This window comes from Paenibacillus sp. FSL H8-0283 (assembly GCF_045040675.1).
GTDB classification, from domain to species: Bacteria; Bacillota; Bacilli; order Paenibacillales; family Paenibacillaceae; genus Paenibacillus; species Paenibacillus amylolyticus.
On the sequence record NZ_CP150295.1, the window covers coordinates 5,815,072 to 5,831,444 of the forward strand.

The following is a 16,373-nucleotide window of genomic DNA, read 5'->3' on the forward strand; positions in this document are numbered from 1 at the left end:
CCATTCTCCACGTAAAAACAAAAAAGAGGACCCATGAAGGGTCCTCTGTAACCAATGCCTCACATCACTGTGTGCCTGATCCCGATTCTGAATCTTTATTTTTGTCTTTTTTCGGTACACCGTCGAGACCAAATTCCTCGTCATAGGCATCGAAGATCGCACGTGCAACCGGAGCCGCACTGCTCGATCCAAAGCCCCCTTCGGGGATAACCACAGCGACAGCAAGCTTTGGATTATTACGTGGTGCATAGGCGATAAATACACCGTTATCCACCAGTTTACCGCCTACTACCTGTGTCGATGTTCCTGTTTTTCTGGCAAAGTCATAAGGGAATCCGCTAAATGCAGATACCTCGGTTGCCATGCCTCGTTGTACTTCATTCCAGTAGGCATCGTTAAACTCCACCGTGCTGAGTACCTTAGGTTTTACTTTCTCGACCACGTTGCCTTCCGAATCCCTGAACTCTCTAACCAGTTGTGGCTCCATCCGCTTTCCTTTGTTCGCCAGCATTGTCGTGTACTGTGCTAACTGCATAGTTGTGTATTTTCCCTGCTGTCCAAAGGAACCATACACGAGACGAGTCAGCGAGCTTTCCGTGTCGTTCATGTAATCCCGTATCCCCAGGAATTCATTCGGCAGATCAACCCCTGTAGATACCCCAAGGCCGAACTGCTTCATGTATTCATCCCATTTGTCAATTCCGGTCGCACCGTATTTTGAGTACATCTTCTTCCCAATCTCATCAATCATGAATACGTTCGAGGAATGACGAATCGCATCACGAGGATACATTGCACCATAAACATGCCCTGATGAGTTCTGCACTCTGCGATTGTCCCCACCAAAGGTCGTTGAACCTCTATCCGAATAAACCGTATTGGTAGTGAAGAAACCTTCTTTCAAACCGATCAAGACACTAAGCGGTTTGATGGTGGAACCGAGTAACACGATCGATTCAGCTCGCTTTTTAGAGTCATCCGGAGGGAATGAACGAATCGTACCATTTTGATACACATATTTGATATCATCATACTGATCATTTGTGATACTGCCTGTTCTCCAGATGTTGGTATCATAATCTGGCATACTGGCAGCAGATACGATTTTCCCCGTATCCACTTCCATCGCAACCGCAAACCCGGTCTTGGCATTTGGATGCAATCGACCGGAAACCGGATTCCGATGAAGCCAACTCAACTGATCCAGAATGGCCTGTTCTGTTTTCACCTGAACGTTCTTGTTAATGCTGGAAATCAGGTCGTACCCTTTCTGCGGCGGGGTAGAACCAGCTACACCTTCAGGCAAGTTACGCAAATCAACATCAACGGATGTATATCCGCTTTTGCCGCGGAGAGCATCCTGATATTGCAGTTCCAGTCCATCAAAGCCTACAAATTCATTTTCCGTATACACCAGGCCCGGATCCGTTTGCGTTTTATTGGCCTCGTCCACCTCTTTGTATTTGTTCAAGGACTTCGAACTTCTGAACTTCTTCAGATAACCGATGGTCTGAACCGCTACCGTATCCGGATCGTAGAATCGCACACTCTCCTCGACGATCTGAATACCTTTGAACTCGTCCTTGTGCTGTAGGAAATAAGCAACTTCTTCCTCGGACAGATCACTCTTGATCAGACGTGGCATAAAACCGTTCGCTTTGCGGGAGTTCAAGTCCATCTCTTCAATAATTTTCTCCACCGTAAGTGGCTCTGAGTCCTTCAGCTTGTACTGTTCAAACACATCATGCAACCGGGTTGCAATATCCTGCACTTCCCCTATGTTAGGACTTGGTTTCCCATCAACATCCCCATAGTTTTTATAAAGCGTCAGGTAGAGAGACTGAATGGGCTTGGAGTAAGCCAACTTCACCTCACCTGTGGAATCATAGATCGTGCCTCTCACAGGAGGAAGTGGTACATCCTTGGTAATGTTACTTGCTTCTTCCTGACTAAGCTCAGGCCCTTCGACAAATTGTAAAAAGGCCAAGCGTACAATAATAACGCTAAAAATAACAAAGGAAGCGAAGAAAAATACGTTCATTCGGTAACTGAAGCGCCGTTTGTCCGTAAGTTCATCCTTCTCATTGGAATGTTTTTTCATCCATCCTACCTCTTTCATGACTTGATGCATACCGCTCAAACTGATTCTTCGCGGCATGATAACCTGGCAACGTCGTCATATTCCGGACCAGTGTCCGTTGTAATGTTAAGCTGACTGATCCTTTAGATGGGTGTCGGCAAAATTCGGAGGATTAAACCAGTCTCCACTGATCGCCCATGTCGGGTCAAGCGGAACCCAGCTCTCGGAACCACTCAAATACACCTCATTCCACGCATGCGGACCGTACCCTCCCTGGCCGTTATAACCAAGTCCTGTAACAACTTTGACTTCAAGTCCTTGTGAACGGGCCATCACGGCATAGAGACGGGCATAATCAATACATACGCCTTTGCGTGTATCAAATGTATTCTGTGGATTTTGTTCATGCCATATGCCCTTTTGCTCATAGTCATCCACTTTACCATAGTCATACTGAATACGTGAACCTACCCAGTCGTATAGCGCTCTTGCTTTGGCTTCATCTGTCGATTGGCCTTTGACAATCTCACTCGCTGCTGATTCAATGTCCGTCGGAATATTGTGGTCGATGACTTCATATTTGCGTTGCAGGATGCCGCCCAGTTCCTTCTGCACAGCCTGCGTAAAGACGGGTAGCTTGTCCTTGATAAACGTGCCAGACAACGGTTCGATAACCGATTTGGCCCCTTGCATATAGATCGGGGACGCTTCCACATATCGGCTGAACATGCTTCCAGGGTAAAGACTGACAATCATGAACAAAACTGCGATGACAATCATTCCGCGGACGGAGCCTATGATCGTGCCAATGAATGCACCCGTCAAGCGACTAAACATACCTTTAGGCGCACTTTCCTCGGCTGACCTCTGCCTGCTGCTAAAAATAAATGAAGAGAGAAACCCGAGAATCAGTCGGATGAGTCCATAGCTAAGTACAAATAATACAGCGAACCGCATCAGCGGAAAATCTGCAATCGCCGTAACCAACGTATAATACATCTGTTCCCACCGGTTCAACTCACGGTTAGGCATGGCTGAAGCATACTCAGACAGCCACTGCTGTACATATGGCGCAAGCCACAACGTTAAACCGATCGACAACAGAATACCAATGACCGCCATAATGCCATCCATCAGGAACCCAAAGAGTCTGCCTGCTGAACGCGAAGCCCCTCTGGACCAACCCTGCAATAATGAAGCAGCCACAATCAGCAACAGCATAATCGTGATGCCATTCAATTCCTTCAGGCTGTCCAGCCAATTCTGCAGCACGTACCGATTCCCCCTTTACTACGATGCTGGTGCTGTTTTGTTCTCCTGTGCCTGTTCGACAAACGTACGTATAGTTTCATTGTCGAGTTTCCATTCGCCAAGTGAAATTCCGCGGAAGGTCACATCAACTTTATCCGATTGAGTTCTGCCCTTAATCTCCACATTGGGACTTGTGATGGTGAACGCTCCATCCTGTCCTTTGACGTATTTCGCTTTGGAAGCCTCCTTAAGCATCATGCTGGTTGCTTCCTTCTTCAATGTGTCCATCGTGCTGGATTGTACGTCTGTCACTGTCTGTTTGATCTGATCAATGGAGATGCCGCTGTATATCAGTAGAGCCGCAATAATGATGATGGCAATCGCCCATTTCAATACGGTTTTGACCACATTCAGAACAAAGAACAATATGATCAATGCAACCACGATCACCAGCCAGTTCTGCATCACAAACTCTTTGATTACTTCTATGTTCATGACTACACCTTCCGTATTAGAATTCATTCGTAACACTCCCGAATATTATACATGATTTCCGAAGCTGCTGTCAGCTAAGCCCTCTCCCTTAAAAATAAACGGTCTAAGTTCGTCCCGCCGGGCGTACAAGTAGTACCATGAGGTTCTGCCGGGCGAACGGGGAACACGTTCAAGACCTGTAGTTTGAACATGCATCGCTTAACAAGGAGGGGCTTATGTGAAAACGGCCATCTGGCTATACCTGTTTTTGTTCCTTGCCGTATTTGATTTGCACGCCCAGTATCCCATTCTGACCCCTTTTGCCATCTCGCTGGGAGCCGCCCCTACTTTCATTGGCTGGATGATGGGCATCTATTCCTTAACACATCTTCCTGGCAATCTGATTGCTGGAACACAAATCGATAAACATGGCAGTCGCCGCTACATTGTATTCAGTCTGCTCGGAGCAGGATTCATCCTGCTCTTACAAGCCTATGTCCAGACACCATGGCAACTGCTGGCGTTGCGTTCCATCAGCGGGTTTGTACTGGCCTTCCTGTCTCCTGCATGTCTCGCCCTGCTTGCACAGTTATCCAGCGATCCGGTGAAACAGGGTAAGTATATGTCGGGTCACGGGGTAGTGCATACCCTCGCGTCTGTGGTATCTCCAGCAGCCGGTGCGATCATTGTGGGTTCCATGGGATTCTCTGCTACATTCTCAGGATTGGGCTATCTGCTTATTCTCACAGGTGTCATTGCTTTCATGACCATGCCTCGTGGTATCGTCAAACAGCATGAGAAAGTAACGGTACCTGCTAAACCTGACGCTTCACCCGCAGATGCCACAAGTGCATTCCTGCCGGTGTCCTGGCGATACTTTGCCTTGCCTCTGGTGATTGCCTGTGCCCAAGGGATTCTCTTCTTCGAATTACCCCTGCGGGGCGGAGGACAATCGTCCATCATGTCTACTGGACTGCTGTTCTCTATTATCAGTATTGGAGCACTCTTCACCCTCAGCATGTTATTTCTCAACCGGTATTCCCCCAAGCTGCGTCTGGTTGCGGGCGTGCTATTAATGTCCTTGTGTTTTTTTGTGATGGCAGCCATTCCGCAAGTTCCGTTGTCTACTGTATTATTTGTACTTGGGATGTCCAAAGGCATCATCTTTCCAGCTATGGCAACCCTATTTATCCGTCTGAGCGGAGGAAGCAAGTTGGGCCGCATTTTCTCGCTGCAATCCATAGCCACCTCCATCGGCTCTTTCATCGGCCCCATCACAGCCGGACAACTTCGTGTCGGGTTATCACCCTATTTCATCGCGTTTCTTTTGTTAATGATTGGTATGTTGCTGCTTCCATACTATACATCCAGACACGAAGCTTCTCTGTCCGATCCAAAAAGTATATTAAATTAAATTCCGATCAGACTCTGTGTCCTTACCGTAACGGCATAAATTAGGCCAGTATTTTCATTAGCTTTGCATCATTCCCCCATTTACAGCTAAACTATATAAAATGGACTAACATTTTACACGTTAATAAAAGCTAACTGGGAAATCTATCTTTTACAATCACCGAAGGTTTTATCTTATTGAAGATCATTAAGGTTGAACAATTAGCCAAAAGTAGTGAAGGGGACGGAATCGATTTTGAAGAAGCGGTAGCGTTCGCCTAAAAGCTTTCTGTAAGAAAGCTGCTTCGAAAGCATAAGCTGTCTCCAAATATTAACTTTATAAAAGCAAATCAGAAATATATGGAGACAACAGCGATCGGAAGAACGATCCGTAACTGGAACGGCCACTAAAGCTATTACTGACCTAATGATGCATTTATGAAATAAGACCTCAAACTTGATGTGTTGTTCTATCCAGTTAGCAGTCGTGTAAAGAAAGGAGTCCATTTTATATAATCAGTCGATTTTCGCTGCAACATTTCCCGGGGAATGTCGACATAAGCTCTCGAACAAGAGGTGAATATCATGCCTATTCATGTCATTGTGGAAGGTAAGAATGACCGAAGCAAACTGAAACGTCTGGTTGGACCCGAAATCAACATTCTATGTACGTTTGGAACACTTAATTCCCTCAAGCTGGAGACTCTGCGCAAGCAGGTCGGTTATGATGAAGTCTTTTTATTTATGGATAATGACAGTTCCGGCAAAAAAATTAGAGGTGTACTTCGGGATGCTTTCCCGGATGCAGTACAGATGTATACACGACGAGGATATGCGGGTGTGGAAGGAACACCTGATGAGTATATCATTGCCCAGCTGGAGAAGGCCGGGTTAGAGACATACATCCAATACCCTGAACATCCTTCCTATTAAAATGAAATACCAAAAGGCTGCCTTTGGATTGATATCCAACCAGAGGCAGCCTTTACAGTATGATGGTCAGATGATTATTCCTTAATCAGATTGCGAATATCCTCGGCAATGACAGCAGGCACAACGTCCTCTGTATTAAATGCATTATATACCTTGCGTAGCTGGTTGTTCTCATCCACCAGACCAATCATATTCATATGGGCAAAATCATCCTTACTCTCCCCATCGATCAGGATCTGGAATGATTCCCTGGCAAACTGTTTGGTTTTGTCCATATCCCCTCGCAAGAAGTACCATCCGGAATAATCCGCGTGGAAGCGGTCCGCAAACGTCTTAATCTTCTCTCTTGTATCGACTTTCGGGTCGAATGAAATAGATACAAATGAGACATCTTTACCAAAGGTGTCGTCCTCTTTCAACAGATCCTGCACCTGGGATAACGTAAAGGTCGTAATAGGGCAGACATCCGGACAACTGGTGAAATAAAAGTAGAACAAGCGGACTTTCCCTTGAGTATCCTCCAGCGATACTGTGCTGCCATCTACATTTTCCATAGAAAAGGATTGGATTTCACGAATCTCGGGTAATTTTTCCTTACTAGCAAATACGGTGCCCCACATCAGATACACAGCCATAATCAGTGCGAGCCCGAGCAGCATCCATGTCCATTTGTACTTTTTCAGCATCTTCCTCGTCCCTTCTGTATCTCCTCTTATGAATACGCATACATATGTGAATCCAAAATCACGTCCGTTTCGCTTTATCCATCTACTGTGACATATGTATTCAAAGAAACCTACTTTTTATGAGATTCTATATTATTGTAACGGTTTAAAGGAACAATGCCCATAAATTATTTTAGCATTGTATATCATTCGAATAGTATCGTACGTTCTCTGGCGATTTTCTCACTGTATCCGATATAAAGTTTATCATAGGAAATGCCAAAATAGTTTGACAAACTACGTACATTTATTGGGTATGGCACAGGAAATTGTCATAACTTTGAAATTAGGGATGTTTTGCATCCTGACAAACGGATATTATACACTATATATGGGTATCACCTAGATAGAGAAGTAATATGCCTTAGAACGATATACCACACAAAGGAGACGTTTATGGATACCTCTACACATTTTGTCATGGGGATTGGTCTAGCCGGTCTGGCTTATGTCGATCCTGTCGTCGCGGCGAGTCCCATGCTTGCAGCTGCGGTAATGGTTGGCACGATCGCCGGTTCCCAGGCCCCGGACATTGATACTGCGTTACGTCTCAAAAGCAACTCGCTTTACATTCGGAATCATCGGGGCTTGTCACACTCTCTGCCATTTCTCCTGTTATGGGTTTTGCTCATCACCGGCGTCATTGCACTGATATTCCCTGGTGTCCCTATTGGACACGTTGCCACCTGGACCGCTGTGGCCGTAGGCTTTCACGTATTCACCGATCTGTTCAACACCTATGGAACCCAAGCCGCCCGGCCTTTTACGGAACGCTGGATCGCCTGGAACATCATTCATATTTTTGATCCGTTTCTATTCACTACACATGTCATAGCTATCCTGTTATGGGCCTTTGATCTGATCGCCCCTGCACCACTCTTCGTTACGTTGTATAGTTTGACCGGTTTATATTATATATGGCGAACGATTGCTCGTGCACAAGCAGTCAGAAAAGTTAGACGTCTCGACAACAGCCCAGAGCAGGCAAGATACATCGTCATTCCAACGATATCCTGGAACCGCTGGCATGTGGTTAAACGAGTTGAGGACGGCAGTTATGTGATCGGTAAAATGGATGGTTCTAATCTGGTATGGAGTCTGCACGCTTCGTCTTCTACTCATGCGGCCGTTGCTGCTTCACGCAAATCACCGGAAGTCAGTGCCTTCCTCTATTTCACCTCCTATGCGGTGGCAGAGGTTGAAGAACTGCCTGCTGGTTACAAGGTCCGCTGGGCAGATGTACGTTATCGACACCGGAAACAATATCCATTTGTCGCTGTGATTGTGATGGATCGGAATTTCGAGACGATTGATACGTATGTAGGCTGGTTAAGCGATGAGAAAATGGATAAAAAACTTTTATCTGCACGCCCTTGACGAAGTGAGCATGTCAAGGCACAATCAGACATAGGAACTGATACGCGAGAAAGCCCGGAGCGTTTCCGCTCCGGGCTTTCTGTTTATCCTGTTTTGTTGCTGTTGGTTAAAATAAATTATTTGCCAGACCCAGCCAGAGACTGCTCAGCGATTTGTACCAGACGTTTGGTGATATATCCACCCAAAGATCCTGTTTCACGGGAAGTGTAGTTACCATAGTAACCGTCTTGTGGGATAGTTACACCCAGTTCCTGTGCAGCCTCGATTTTCAATTGTTGCAGTGCTGAATTTGCCTGAGGTACCACCAAGTTGTTAGAACGAGATCCTTGAGCCATATTTATAATCTCCCTTCAATCTGTGTCTGTAATGTAATTGCAAGCTTGCAAGATTATTATGGCTCGTAGGCTACAGGTTATACGGAGTTTTACTAAATTTGTAGATGGAGGTTTTTCCCAATGAGTAAAGGCTTGTCTTTATGGTTCGCATTCTCTTCGATTATCTTGTTAACGGTTTCAGCAATTATGATCTCCTACTCCGGTTGGTTTGCTGCACTACTGTTTGTCCTGTCCATTGCCAACATTGGCTGGGGATTTGTGATTCGTGCCAAAAAAGAACGTCAGGAAGTTCGTTCGGCTGCTTCAGAGCCCACTTCTTGATTAGGTCATTTGATAGTTCAATAATGAACGCACAAAAAAGAGGAGTCCTTCAATAGGGCTCCTCTTTATTTATGTTAACTATTCATTGCATGAAATGAAGATCTTGTTCAGGGCTACTGTTTACGTCTCGGAACAAATCCCATACGTTCTTTCACTGCATCCAACGTTTGAGCAGCAACTTCTTCTGCACGACGGGCTGACGTATCCAGAACATCCGCCAATTCGCCAGACTCACGAATCTCATTATATCGTTGTTGCAGCGGTTCAATCACAGATACAACCACTTCAGCCAGTTCCTTTTTGAACGGACCATACATCTTGCCTTCATAACGCTCAGCTACTTCCTTAAGCGTCATACCTGCACATTCAGCATAAATACTCATCAGATTGCTGACTTCCGGTTTGTTTGCCGGATCATATACGACTTCACGTCCCGAATCTGTAGTGGCACGGCTGATTTTTTTACGAATCACATCCGGCGGATCCAGCAGGGCAATATAGCTGCCAGCGTTAGGGTTACTTTTGCTCATTTTCGAAGAGGCATCATCAAGTGACATTACCCGTGCACCCACCTGCGGAATATACGGATCTGGAATGGTGAAGTACTCCCCATAACGGTGGTTAAAACGTCCTGCCAGATCACGTGTCAGTTCCAGATGCTGCTTCTGGTCCTCACCTACTGGTACAAGGTCAGCATTGTATAACAAAATATCAGCCGCCATTAATGATGGATACACAAACAGTCCGGCACCAACGGAATCTTTACCGGATGATTTATCCTTAAACTGAGTCATGCGTTCAAGCTCACCCATGGAGGTCAGCGTTGTCATCAACCAGCCCAATTCCGCGTGCTGCGGTACATGGGATTGCAGAAATACGTTAGATTTCGACGGATCAATGCCTGCTGCAATAAACAGCGCAGCTACCGCTTCCGACTGTTCACGCAATGCTGCTGGCTCCTGAGCCACGGTGATGGCGTGAAGATCAACCACCATGAAATGACATTGATAGTCATGCTGGAGTTTTACAAAATTTTTGATTGCACCAATATAGTTGCCCAATGTGAGCTTACCGCTTGGCTGAATACCTGAAAGTACTGTTTTCATTACACATAACGCCTCCCTGATTGTATATAAAAAACTCCTGCCATTCTCTGCGAACGCAAAAAGGCCCCACATCCGCAAGGGACGTGAGACCGTGGTGCCACCCTTATTCGCTTTTCTTCGATTGCTCCTGACCCTGAAATCAAGTCAAGCTGAAGAAATGCCTTCATTGTTCCGTAACGTGGATTATACGGCAGACTCTAGTGGGGCAAGCCCATCTCTGGCTTAACCTGTTCAAACCTACACTCAAGGGTCCATTCGGTAAAGAGCTCACACCGGTTCACATCAACCACCGGCTTTCTGGAGAGGATTCTCTTGGCCTACTTATCCCTGTCATCGATTTCATGTCATTTAATTCTAATAAATGCTTTCAGAGTTCCATCTTAATGCGCACAGGCGTGAATGTCAAAATGAGTTGAACTTTTTTACCCGAGACATCAAAATCTGTTATGATGGAATTGCTTATCCTGTTGCCTGCTTCACACGAAATAGCGCAGGAAATAGCTGGCATGTACACAACGACACGCCTGCAGCAGTAGCTTCATCACAACTGCTTGCAGACAGATTTCAAGTGGGAAAAGGAGCATCGATATGAAACAAGTGACCAAAGGCCAATGGAATGGTTACGACACGTATATCCTACATAGCCGTGAATTGGAAATCACCCTGCTGCCGCGTCTTGGAAATAATATTATTTCTATTCGCGATTTAGTGCAGGACAGAGATGTCGTCCGCCGTCCGGATGAAGACGATCTTGCCTTTTATCTGCAGAAGCCGTACCATTTTGGCGTTCCTCTCCTGATTCCACCAGGGCGCATTCATCGTGGACAATTCGAATATGAAGGCGTTCGTTACCAGTTTGATCAGAACACGGCGAATGACAACCATATTCACGGTCTCCACCGTACCCAATCCTGGTGTGTCAGTGACATTGAGGAAGATGAAGACGGCTGTGCAATTACGACTGAATTACTGACCGAAAATGAAGAGCATTGGATGGCCCAATTCCCGATTCCCCTAAAACTTGAGATGACGTTCAGTCTGCAAAACGCTGTATTTAGCCAGCGTCTGCGAGTCACCAATCTGAGCTCAACACCTGCTCCTTTTGGGATGGGATATCATACATGGTTTTTGTTAGACGGCAAACCTGCCGACTGGACACTGCAACTGCCTGTTTCCGGAATATACGGACAGAATGAAGAACAACTACCGACAGGTGAACTGGAATCCCTGGGTGAATGGTCTGCTCTGAACGAAGGCATCAATTTGCAGGGACGTAACTGGGATACCCTGTTGAAAGCTACCGAAGGTGAACCGGCTACGGCTTACTTACGCAGGCAAGATGGGTATACATTGAAATATTCAGCAGATGAAACATTTTTCAAACATTGGGTTCTCTTCACCAAAGGTGAATCCGATCAGTTCTTGTGCATTGAACCGTACACTTGGCTCCCGGATGCACCTAATTTGGCTTTATCGGATGAACAAACCGGGTTGATTCGCTTGGAACCGGAACAGCCTGTTGAGTTATTTACACGTATTGAGGTTATACCTCCTACAGACTAAGCGAGCTGATCATGCTCTACTTTGCTTTTACGCATATCACCCTATATTTTGATATCCAAATACAACTTGCCGACCCGCATTGGGTCGGCTTTTTTATGTGTCCTGTGCACTGATATTTATCCATATTTTCCCTTACGCCATATCATGTATATTTCCGTATTCTCTAACCATACTAACATCACCAACCCATAAGGAGGTGACACATATGTACGGAAATCAAAACCAAGGTAGCGGTAGCCGCTCCAACAACCTGGTCGTTCCCCAAGCAACAGCAGCATTGCAACAATTGAAAATTGAAGCTGCTCAAGAGCTGGGTGTAACTATTCCACAAGATGGTTACTACGGTAACTATACTTCCCGTGAGACAGGTTCTCTGGGTGGATACATCACTAAACGTCTGGTGCAAATCGCTGAGCAGCAATTATCGGGTCGTTCGTAAGCTCGTAATTATTGCTTGAGCCTAAGCAGAATCCAAAAGTAAAAGCGGCCTTCTTCGGAAGTGCCGCTTTCTCTTGTGCAACTAATTAGGAGGTCGACTCCATATCTGAATCCTTGTATGTATTGGTTCTAGGGTAACGAATCATCAGGCTCGCCATATTGTAATTAGACTCCATCGTTGCATCTACCAAAATCATACCTTGTCTTACTGTGAAGTCGTACGATATTTCGCCATGTGTCCAATTACGTTTGAATTTCAACGTCTCCAGTGCCATTGCCCGGAAAGAAGTTCTCTGGGTTTCGTTTAGCCCTCCTTCCTCCACATCCATCTGCCCATCTCGTCCAGCTATCGGATTATGTCGAATACCGAATTTCCCAATTACGTTGTTTCGTATTTGCACAAAAACTACCCCTGAATCTAACCCTGATAACTCATTATCAAGTTCTTTGAATACCAGATCCAACTGTCTCGCTAATGAAAGCTCATCAATTTTCATATTAACACTCTCCTTATATGCTTATAGTCCTATAAAGCAAGGACTTACGACTCATTATATGACATCATATGTGCTCGTTCAACAAAGAAAGGCAAAGTTGGGTATTTCTAACTATGATTTGCACAATTAATTGCCATTCCACTCCCTTAAACTGAGCTTTTTCAATTAATTACGACAAAATCTTCGAGAATCAAAAATGAGGATTCTGTACAAAAAAAGGCTGCAATCCTGTGTCTGTTAACACGGAATTGCAGCCTTTTTATATATATTCAACCTATTATATTCAACTTATTTTTCGGTTGCTGTCATCTGCAGAAACTGCTCAATATCGGCAATAACCAAGTCCGCAGCATTTTGCCAGAATTCCGGTTGTGTCAGGTCCGTACCCAGATGTTTCTGAGCAAGTTCTTCAACCGTCATACGCCCTGTATCCCGCAACAAATCATCGTATTTATCTGCAAATGCCGTTCCTTCTTGCTGTGCTCTCGCATAGATTCCCGCACTGAACATATAACCGAACGTGTATGGGAAATTATAGAATGGCACACCCGTCAGATAGAAATGCAGTTTGGATGCCCAGAAATGAGGATGATCTGATGCAAGTACACCGCAGAACGCTTCCTGCTGCGCCTCCACCATTAATTTGGATAATTCATCCGCGTTGACCAGACCTTTTTTGCGTTGTTCATAGAAACGATTCTCAAACAGGAACCGGGCATGGATGTTCATAAAGAAAGCCACACTTCGCTGTATCTTGTCTTCCAGCAAAGCCAGCTTCTCTTGCTCATCTGTTGCCGCCTGCACCAGGGCATCTGCTACAATCAGTTCAGCAAACGTGGACGCTGTCTCAGCCACATTCATCGCATAACGTTGATTCAATGCAGGCAACTCTTCCATAATGTGTTGATGATATCCATGCCCAAGTTCATGCGCAAGAGTCGACACATTAGATGGTGTCCCGGAGAAGGTCATGAAAATTCGGGTTGCTTTGCTAAGTGGCAAAGACGTACAGAATCCGCCTGGACGCTTGCCAGGACGGTCTTCTGCTTCGATCCAGCGTTTCTCAAAAGCCATCTCTGCAAACGAGGAAAGTTTAGGACTGAACTTGGCAAACTGTTCAACAATATTGATGGCTGCCTCATCGTAAGTGATTTTGCCACTTGATTTACCTACAGGTGCATCTACGTCGCTCCAGCTGAGCTTGTCTACCCCCAGCAGTTCTGCCTTGCGCTCCAGATATTGAACAAGTGCAGGTTTGGCACCATTAATCACATCCCACATCGTATCCAATGTCTGACGTGACATCCGGTTGATGGCCAGAGGTTCTTTGAGGATATCATCCCAGCCACGTTTCTCATATAACTTCAGACGGAATCCCGCGAGGTGATTCAGCGTGTCAGCACAGAAATCTTCGACATCAGTCCAAGCTTGCTCCCAGTTTGCGAATACCGTCTCGCGTACATTCCGATCACTATCGCTCAGCTTGTTGGCAGCCTGTCCTGCGGAGAGCATCACCGTTTCCCCATCTTGCTCAAATGGAATGTTCACCTTGCTGACAATCGTGTTATAGAATTTGCCCCAACCATGGTAACCATCCACACCCAGATCCAGTGCAAGGCCTTCCAGTTCAGGCGACAGCTTCTCACGAGCCAGCGTGCGACTCTCGTTCAGTACAAATGCCAGCGGCTGAATATCTTCCCGAGCAACCCAAGCGTCCCACACCAAATCCGATGTCTGACTGAGTGTATTATCAAACTTCGATTTGCTGCCGTTCAGCATCGCTGCAATAGAACTGATGGCGCCCTGAAGCTGCGTTGCCTTTTTGTCCTTCTGGTTTTGCGATGAGAGGCAGGATACAAACGCAGATCCTTCCGATATGCGGATATAACAGCTTTGCAGCAGTTCCAAAATCGGATCAAATGCAGCCGTCTCTTCTAATGAAGTCGGTGCAGCTGTTTCGTTCAACAGATGTTGCAGTTTACGTACATCCTCTTCCAGTTCAATCAGATACGTAGCAAATGTCTCGGAGGAAGAACCTCCACTAAAAATGGACTCCAGGTCCCATACGGGGTGTAATGGCGTTTTCATTTAATAAGGCACCTCTCTCTATAAATTGGATGGTTAGGATTGAATTAAAAACTGGTTTTCTGTCAGCCATATCTCTATACTAGAGAAATACTTATAGCAACCTTCAGGAGGTAAACGTATGAAACCTTTACAAGTATCGGCTGATACAGCCGTCAAATTAGCAGAATCCCTGGGCGTACCTTTGGAGCACCTGATGCACATGCCCCAACATATCCTGATGCAGAAGATTGCGGAACTCGCCAAACAAGAAACCTCCAACCCTTCCGCACCAGAAGGCGAACAAGAATGATTCCGTTTGAGAACAGCTGGCCTTACGATATTGTGATGGGAGACATCTATGTACAGCAATGTCCCTACTGTCACGCAAGCAACGTGCTGCTCCCCCTCAAACCCAAAGAGCTTGTGCTCATTCGCGAAGGCAAAAAGAAATTACTGGTCTTTCCCTGCTGTAATACAAGCATGACCGTGATCGACAACGACAGTGACTATTTGTTATCCAGCCGTCCTGTCCGTAACTAATGTAAGATCAACCTAGAGGGGGCTGCGCTTTGCAGCCTCTTTGTCTGTTTCCAGCATCTCTTCAGGGAGTTCCAACTTACTTGAAATCATCTGCTCACGCAGCACGGCCCACTGTTCCCTTGAAGCACGAATCATGGCCGCATCTGTGATCCGCTTGTCATGAATGACCTTGCTGAACCATTGCACTGCTTCATTAAACCGGCCTACCCTGCGGTTCAATTCCCCGAGCAAATACAACAGTTTGGCTTCATTGCCACCCGTTCCTTCACGTTCGAACACCTTCACATAGGCTTCCAGGCTAAATTCAAGAAAACGATGTTCCTGTGCATGGTCCTCCATATAACGATACAACCAAGCTATATGATGCAACAGACCAGCGACGACACGATCTTTCTCCCGGATAACCTGTGCGCACAGCAAGGCAAGCTTGTACGTAGCCAGCGCCTGTTCCAGTGTTCGTGCTCCGCTATAATCACGTTTAACCCAGCGGTTACCGATCTGTTCCTTAAATGCCTTGCGCTGAGCATCATTTAAATGCTCCGTTGCGTTCTCCGTCGTGGCAAACCCGCACTGCGGACAGATGCGAACCACATAAAAATCTGGATTCTCCAGCTTGTAGTAAGCACAAAAATCCGAATCCGTCCGGTAGGGCCTTTTCAAACTCGGTCTTACCCGTGAGGTTTCATACTCGGTTTCGCAATAATGGCAGGTCACTTTCACCTTATACAGCGGCTCTAATTCCAATCTCTTCCATCCCTCTCCCGTACGCTTGTAATCATATTCGGATCTACGGTGTATTCACAAAATGATGTGCAGGCCCGGATAAACGCTGCAGGATAAACGCATGCAAGGGCTCCTCCACACCAATCTGTGTTAAGGCTTGATCCATACATGCCAGCCACGCCTCAGCCCGTTCAACCGTCACTTCAAAATGCATATGACGGGCACGCATCATTGGATGTCCAAACGCCTCGGAAAACAGCCCTGGTCCTCCAAAAAACTGAGACAAAAACATATACTGCTTGTCGATGACCGGCTGAATATCTTCCGGGAAAAGCGGAGCCAGCTGCTCATTCTGCTGAACGATCGGATAGAAAGCCTCGACCAGTGCGCGAACACCTTTCTCACCGCCAAGATTGTCATAAATACTCAAACTGGGATTCATTCGTCTGATTCCCCTTTCTGATGTCGAATTTTGCCATATATTACACGTTCCGTGAACATTGTGAAAACAGTAACAATATCCAGGCCACAAAAGCCTCTATCTCCATTCT

Annotated in this window: 18 protein-coding genes and 1 other annotated feature; of the genes, 8 read left to right on the forward strand and 10 right to left on the reverse strand. The window is 46.0% G+C overall.

All coding sequences use genetic code 11. The features are described 5' to 3' along the window. Positions 1–64 precede the first annotated feature (64 nt). From MHI52_RS25655 to MHI52_RS25665, 3 genes are all read right to left on the reverse strand, one after another. Positions 65–2,101 carry a penicillin-binding protein 2 gene (locus tag MHI52_RS25655; RefSeq protein ID WP_253503184.1) on the reverse strand — a complete coding sequence of 679 codons (2,037 nt, stop codon included), beginning with the start codon at positions 2,099–2,101 and terminating at the stop codon, positions 65–67. A gap of 105 nt (positions 2,102–2,206) precedes the next feature. Continuing rightward, the gene (locus tag MHI52_RS25660; protein ID WP_036605735.1) at positions 2,207–3,352 is read right to left on the reverse strand and encodes a transglutaminase domain-containing protein; all 1,146 of its coding nucleotides are present in this window, start codon (positions 3,350–3,352) and stop codon (positions 2,207–2,209) included. Between the two features lie 18 nt (positions 3,353–3,370). Beyond that, on the reverse strand, positions 3,371–3,853 hold the full coding sequence (locus MHI52_RS25665) for an ATPase (protein ID WP_174806458.1): 483 nt from the start codon (positions 3,851–3,853) through the stop codon (positions 3,371–3,373). 190 nt (positions 3,854–4,043) lie between these two features. Here MHI52_RS25665 and MHI52_RS25670 point away from each other — a divergent pair, with 190 nt between their 5' ends. Together MHI52_RS25670 and MHI52_RS25675 are read left to right on the forward strand one after the other, a co-directional pair. After that, the gene (locus MHI52_RS25670) at positions 4,044–5,219 is read left to right on the forward strand and encodes an MFS transporter (RefSeq protein WP_405157870.1); all 1,176 of its coding nucleotides are present in this window, start codon (positions 4,044–4,046) and stop codon (positions 5,217–5,219) included. A gap of 563 nt (positions 5,220–5,782) precedes the next feature. Next, positions 5,783–6,130, forward strand: coding sequence for a toprim domain-containing protein (locus MHI52_RS25675; RefSeq protein WP_036605733.1), 348 nt, complete (start codon positions 5,783–5,785; stop codon positions 6,128–6,130). Positions 6,131–6,204: 74 nt separating this feature from the next. Here the strand turns inward: MHI52_RS25675 and MHI52_RS25680 are convergent, their stop codons facing one another. After that, complete coding sequence (locus MHI52_RS25680) at positions 6,205–6,816, reverse strand: SCO family protein (RefSeq protein ID WP_036605732.1); 612 nt, start codon at positions 6,814–6,816, stop codon at positions 6,205–6,207. Between the two features lie 435 nt (positions 6,817–7,251). Here MHI52_RS25680 and MHI52_RS25685 point away from each other — a divergent pair, with 435 nt between their 5' ends. Further along, complete coding sequence (locus tag MHI52_RS25685) at positions 7,252–8,232, forward strand: metal-dependent hydrolase (RefSeq protein ID WP_036605731.1); 981 nt, start codon at positions 7,252–7,254, stop codon at positions 8,230–8,232. Positions 8,233–8,348: 116 nt separating this feature from the next. Here the strand turns inward: MHI52_RS25685 and MHI52_RS25690 are convergent, their stop codons facing one another. Beyond that, positions 8,349–8,567 (reverse strand): alpha/beta-type small acid-soluble spore protein, encoded by a 219-nt coding sequence (locus MHI52_RS25690; protein WP_017692386.1) that lies wholly within the window; start codon positions 8,565–8,567, stop codon positions 8,349–8,351. Positions 8,568–8,687: 120 nt separating this feature from the next. Here MHI52_RS25690 and MHI52_RS25695 point away from each other — a divergent pair, with 120 nt between their 5' ends. After that, on the forward strand, positions 8,688–8,888 hold the full coding sequence (locus MHI52_RS25695) for a hypothetical protein (RefSeq protein ID WP_017692385.1): 201 nt from the start codon (positions 8,688–8,690) through the stop codon (positions 8,886–8,888). A gap of 113 nt (positions 8,889–9,001) precedes the next feature. Here the strand turns inward: MHI52_RS25695 and trpS are convergent, their stop codons facing one another. Next, positions 9,002–9,994, reverse strand: coding sequence for a tryptophan--tRNA ligase (trpS, locus tag MHI52_RS25700; protein ID WP_036605729.1), 993 nt, complete (start codon positions 9,992–9,994; stop codon positions 9,002–9,004). A 74-nt stretch (positions 9,995–10,068) separates the two neighbouring features. Beyond that, positions 10,069–10,337: a binding site (T-box leader), on the reverse strand. Positions 10,338–10,582: 245 nt separating this feature from the next. Here trpS and MHI52_RS25705 point away from each other — a divergent pair. Both MHI52_RS25705 and MHI52_RS25710 read left to right on the forward strand, forming a co-directional pair. Then, positions 10,583–11,557, forward strand: coding sequence for an aldose 1-epimerase (locus MHI52_RS25705; protein ID WP_307542250.1), 975 nt, complete (start codon positions 10,583–10,585; stop codon positions 11,555–11,557). 205 nt (positions 11,558–11,762) lie between these two features. Beyond that, positions 11,763–11,996, forward strand: coding sequence for an alpha/beta-type small acid-soluble spore protein (locus MHI52_RS25710; RefSeq protein ID WP_339297981.1), 234 nt, complete (start codon positions 11,763–11,765; stop codon positions 11,994–11,996). 85 nt (positions 11,997–12,081) lie between these two features. Here the strand turns inward: MHI52_RS25710 and MHI52_RS25715 are convergent, their stop codons facing one another. Both MHI52_RS25715 and MHI52_RS25720 read right to left on the reverse strand, forming a co-directional pair. Further along, the gene (locus MHI52_RS25715; protein ID WP_017692381.1) at positions 12,082–12,492 is read right to left on the reverse strand and encodes a hypothetical protein; all 411 of its coding nucleotides are present in this window, start codon (positions 12,490–12,492) and stop codon (positions 12,082–12,084) included. 288 nt (positions 12,493–12,780) lie between these two features. Beyond that, complete coding sequence (locus MHI52_RS25720; protein WP_405157871.1) at positions 12,781–14,580, reverse strand: M3 family oligoendopeptidase; 1,800 nt, start codon at positions 14,578–14,580, stop codon at positions 12,781–12,783. Between the two features lie 118 nt (positions 14,581–14,698). Between MHI52_RS25720 and MHI52_RS25725 the strand changes: the two genes are divergently transcribed. Further along, the gene (locus MHI52_RS25725) at positions 14,699–14,869 is read left to right on the forward strand and encodes a YycC family protein (RefSeq protein ID WP_405157872.1); all 171 of its coding nucleotides are present in this window, start codon (positions 14,699–14,701) and stop codon (positions 14,867–14,869) included. Beyond that, positions 14,866–15,099, forward strand: a complete 234-nt coding sequence (locus MHI52_RS25730) for a hypothetical protein (protein ID WP_017692378.1) — start codon at positions 14,866–14,868, stop codon at positions 15,097–15,099. The genes MHI52_RS25725 and MHI52_RS25730 overlap by 4 nt, the downstream gene beginning before the upstream one ends. 12 nt (positions 15,100–15,111) lie before the next feature. Here the strand turns inward: MHI52_RS25730 and MHI52_RS25735 are convergent, their stop codons facing one another. After that, a complete protein-coding gene (locus MHI52_RS25735; RefSeq protein WP_036605724.1) occupies positions 15,112–15,843 on the reverse strand; it encodes a DUF2225 domain-containing protein in 732 nt (243 codons plus the stop codon). A gap of 43 nt (positions 15,844–15,886) precedes the next feature. After that, entirely contained in the window at positions 15,887–16,264 is a 378-nt protein-coding gene (locus MHI52_RS25740) for a globin (RefSeq protein ID WP_076254602.1), read from the reverse strand. Positions 16,265–16,373: the final 109 nt, after the last annotated feature.

What these genes read in the sequence shown, in the direction of transcription:
- MHI52_RS25690 (WP_017692386.1), bottom strand. Translation starts at nt 8,567, where the DNA reads ATGGCTCAAGGATCTCGTTCTAACAACTTGGTGGTACCTCAGGCAAAT.
- MHI52_RS25655 (WP_253503184.1), bottom strand. Translation starts at nt 2,101, where the DNA reads ATGAAAAAACATTCCAATGAGAAGGATGAACTTACGGACAAACGGCGC.
- MHI52_RS25680 (WP_036605732.1), bottom strand. Translation starts at nt 6,816, where the DNA reads ATGCTGAAAAAGTACAAATGGACATGGATGCTGCTCGGGCTCGCACTG.
- MHI52_RS25740 (WP_076254602.1), bottom strand. Translation starts at nt 16,264, where the DNA reads ATGAATCCCAGTTTGAGTATTTATGACAATCTTGGCGGTGAGAAAGGT.
- MHI52_RS25665 (WP_174806458.1), bottom strand. Translation starts at nt 3,853, where the DNA reads ATGAATTCTAATACGGAAGGTGTAGTCATGAACATAGAAGTAATCAAA.
- MHI52_RS25725 (WP_405157872.1), top strand. Translation starts at nt 14,699, where the DNA reads ATGAAACCTTTACAAGTATCGGCTGATACAGCCGTCAAATTAGCAGAA.
- MHI52_RS25675 (WP_036605733.1), top strand. Translation starts at nt 5,783, where the DNA reads ATGCCTATTCATGTCATTGTGGAAGGTAAGAATGACCGAAGCAAACTG.
- MHI52_RS25695 (WP_017692385.1), top strand. Translation starts at nt 8,688, where the DNA reads ATGAGTAAAGGCTTGTCTTTATGGTTCGCATTCTCTTCGATTATCTTG.
- MHI52_RS25710 (WP_339297981.1), top strand. Translation starts at nt 11,763, where the DNA reads ATGTACGGAAATCAAAACCAAGGTAGCGGTAGCCGCTCCAACAACCTG.
- MHI52_RS25685 (WP_036605731.1), top strand. Translation starts at nt 7,252, where the DNA reads ATGGATACCTCTACACATTTTGTCATGGGGATTGGTCTAGCCGGTCTG.
- MHI52_RS25705 (WP_307542250.1), top strand. Translation starts at nt 10,583, where the DNA reads ATGAAACAAGTGACCAAAGGCCAATGGAATGGTTACGACACGTATATC.
- MHI52_RS25715 (WP_017692381.1), bottom strand. Translation starts at nt 12,492, where the DNA reads ATGAAAATTGATGAGCTTTCATTAGCGAGACAGTTGGATCTGGTATTC.
- MHI52_RS25720 (WP_405157871.1), bottom strand. Translation starts at nt 14,580, where the DNA reads ATGAAAACGCCATTACACCCCGTATGGGACCTGGAGTCCATTTTTAGT.
- trpS (WP_036605729.1), bottom strand. Translation starts at nt 9,994, where the DNA reads ATGAAAACAGTACTTTCAGGTATTCAGCCAAGCGGTAAGCTCACATTG.
- MHI52_RS25730 (WP_017692378.1), top strand. Translation starts at nt 14,866, where the DNA reads ATGATTCCGTTTGAGAACAGCTGGCCTTACGATATTGTGATGGGAGAC.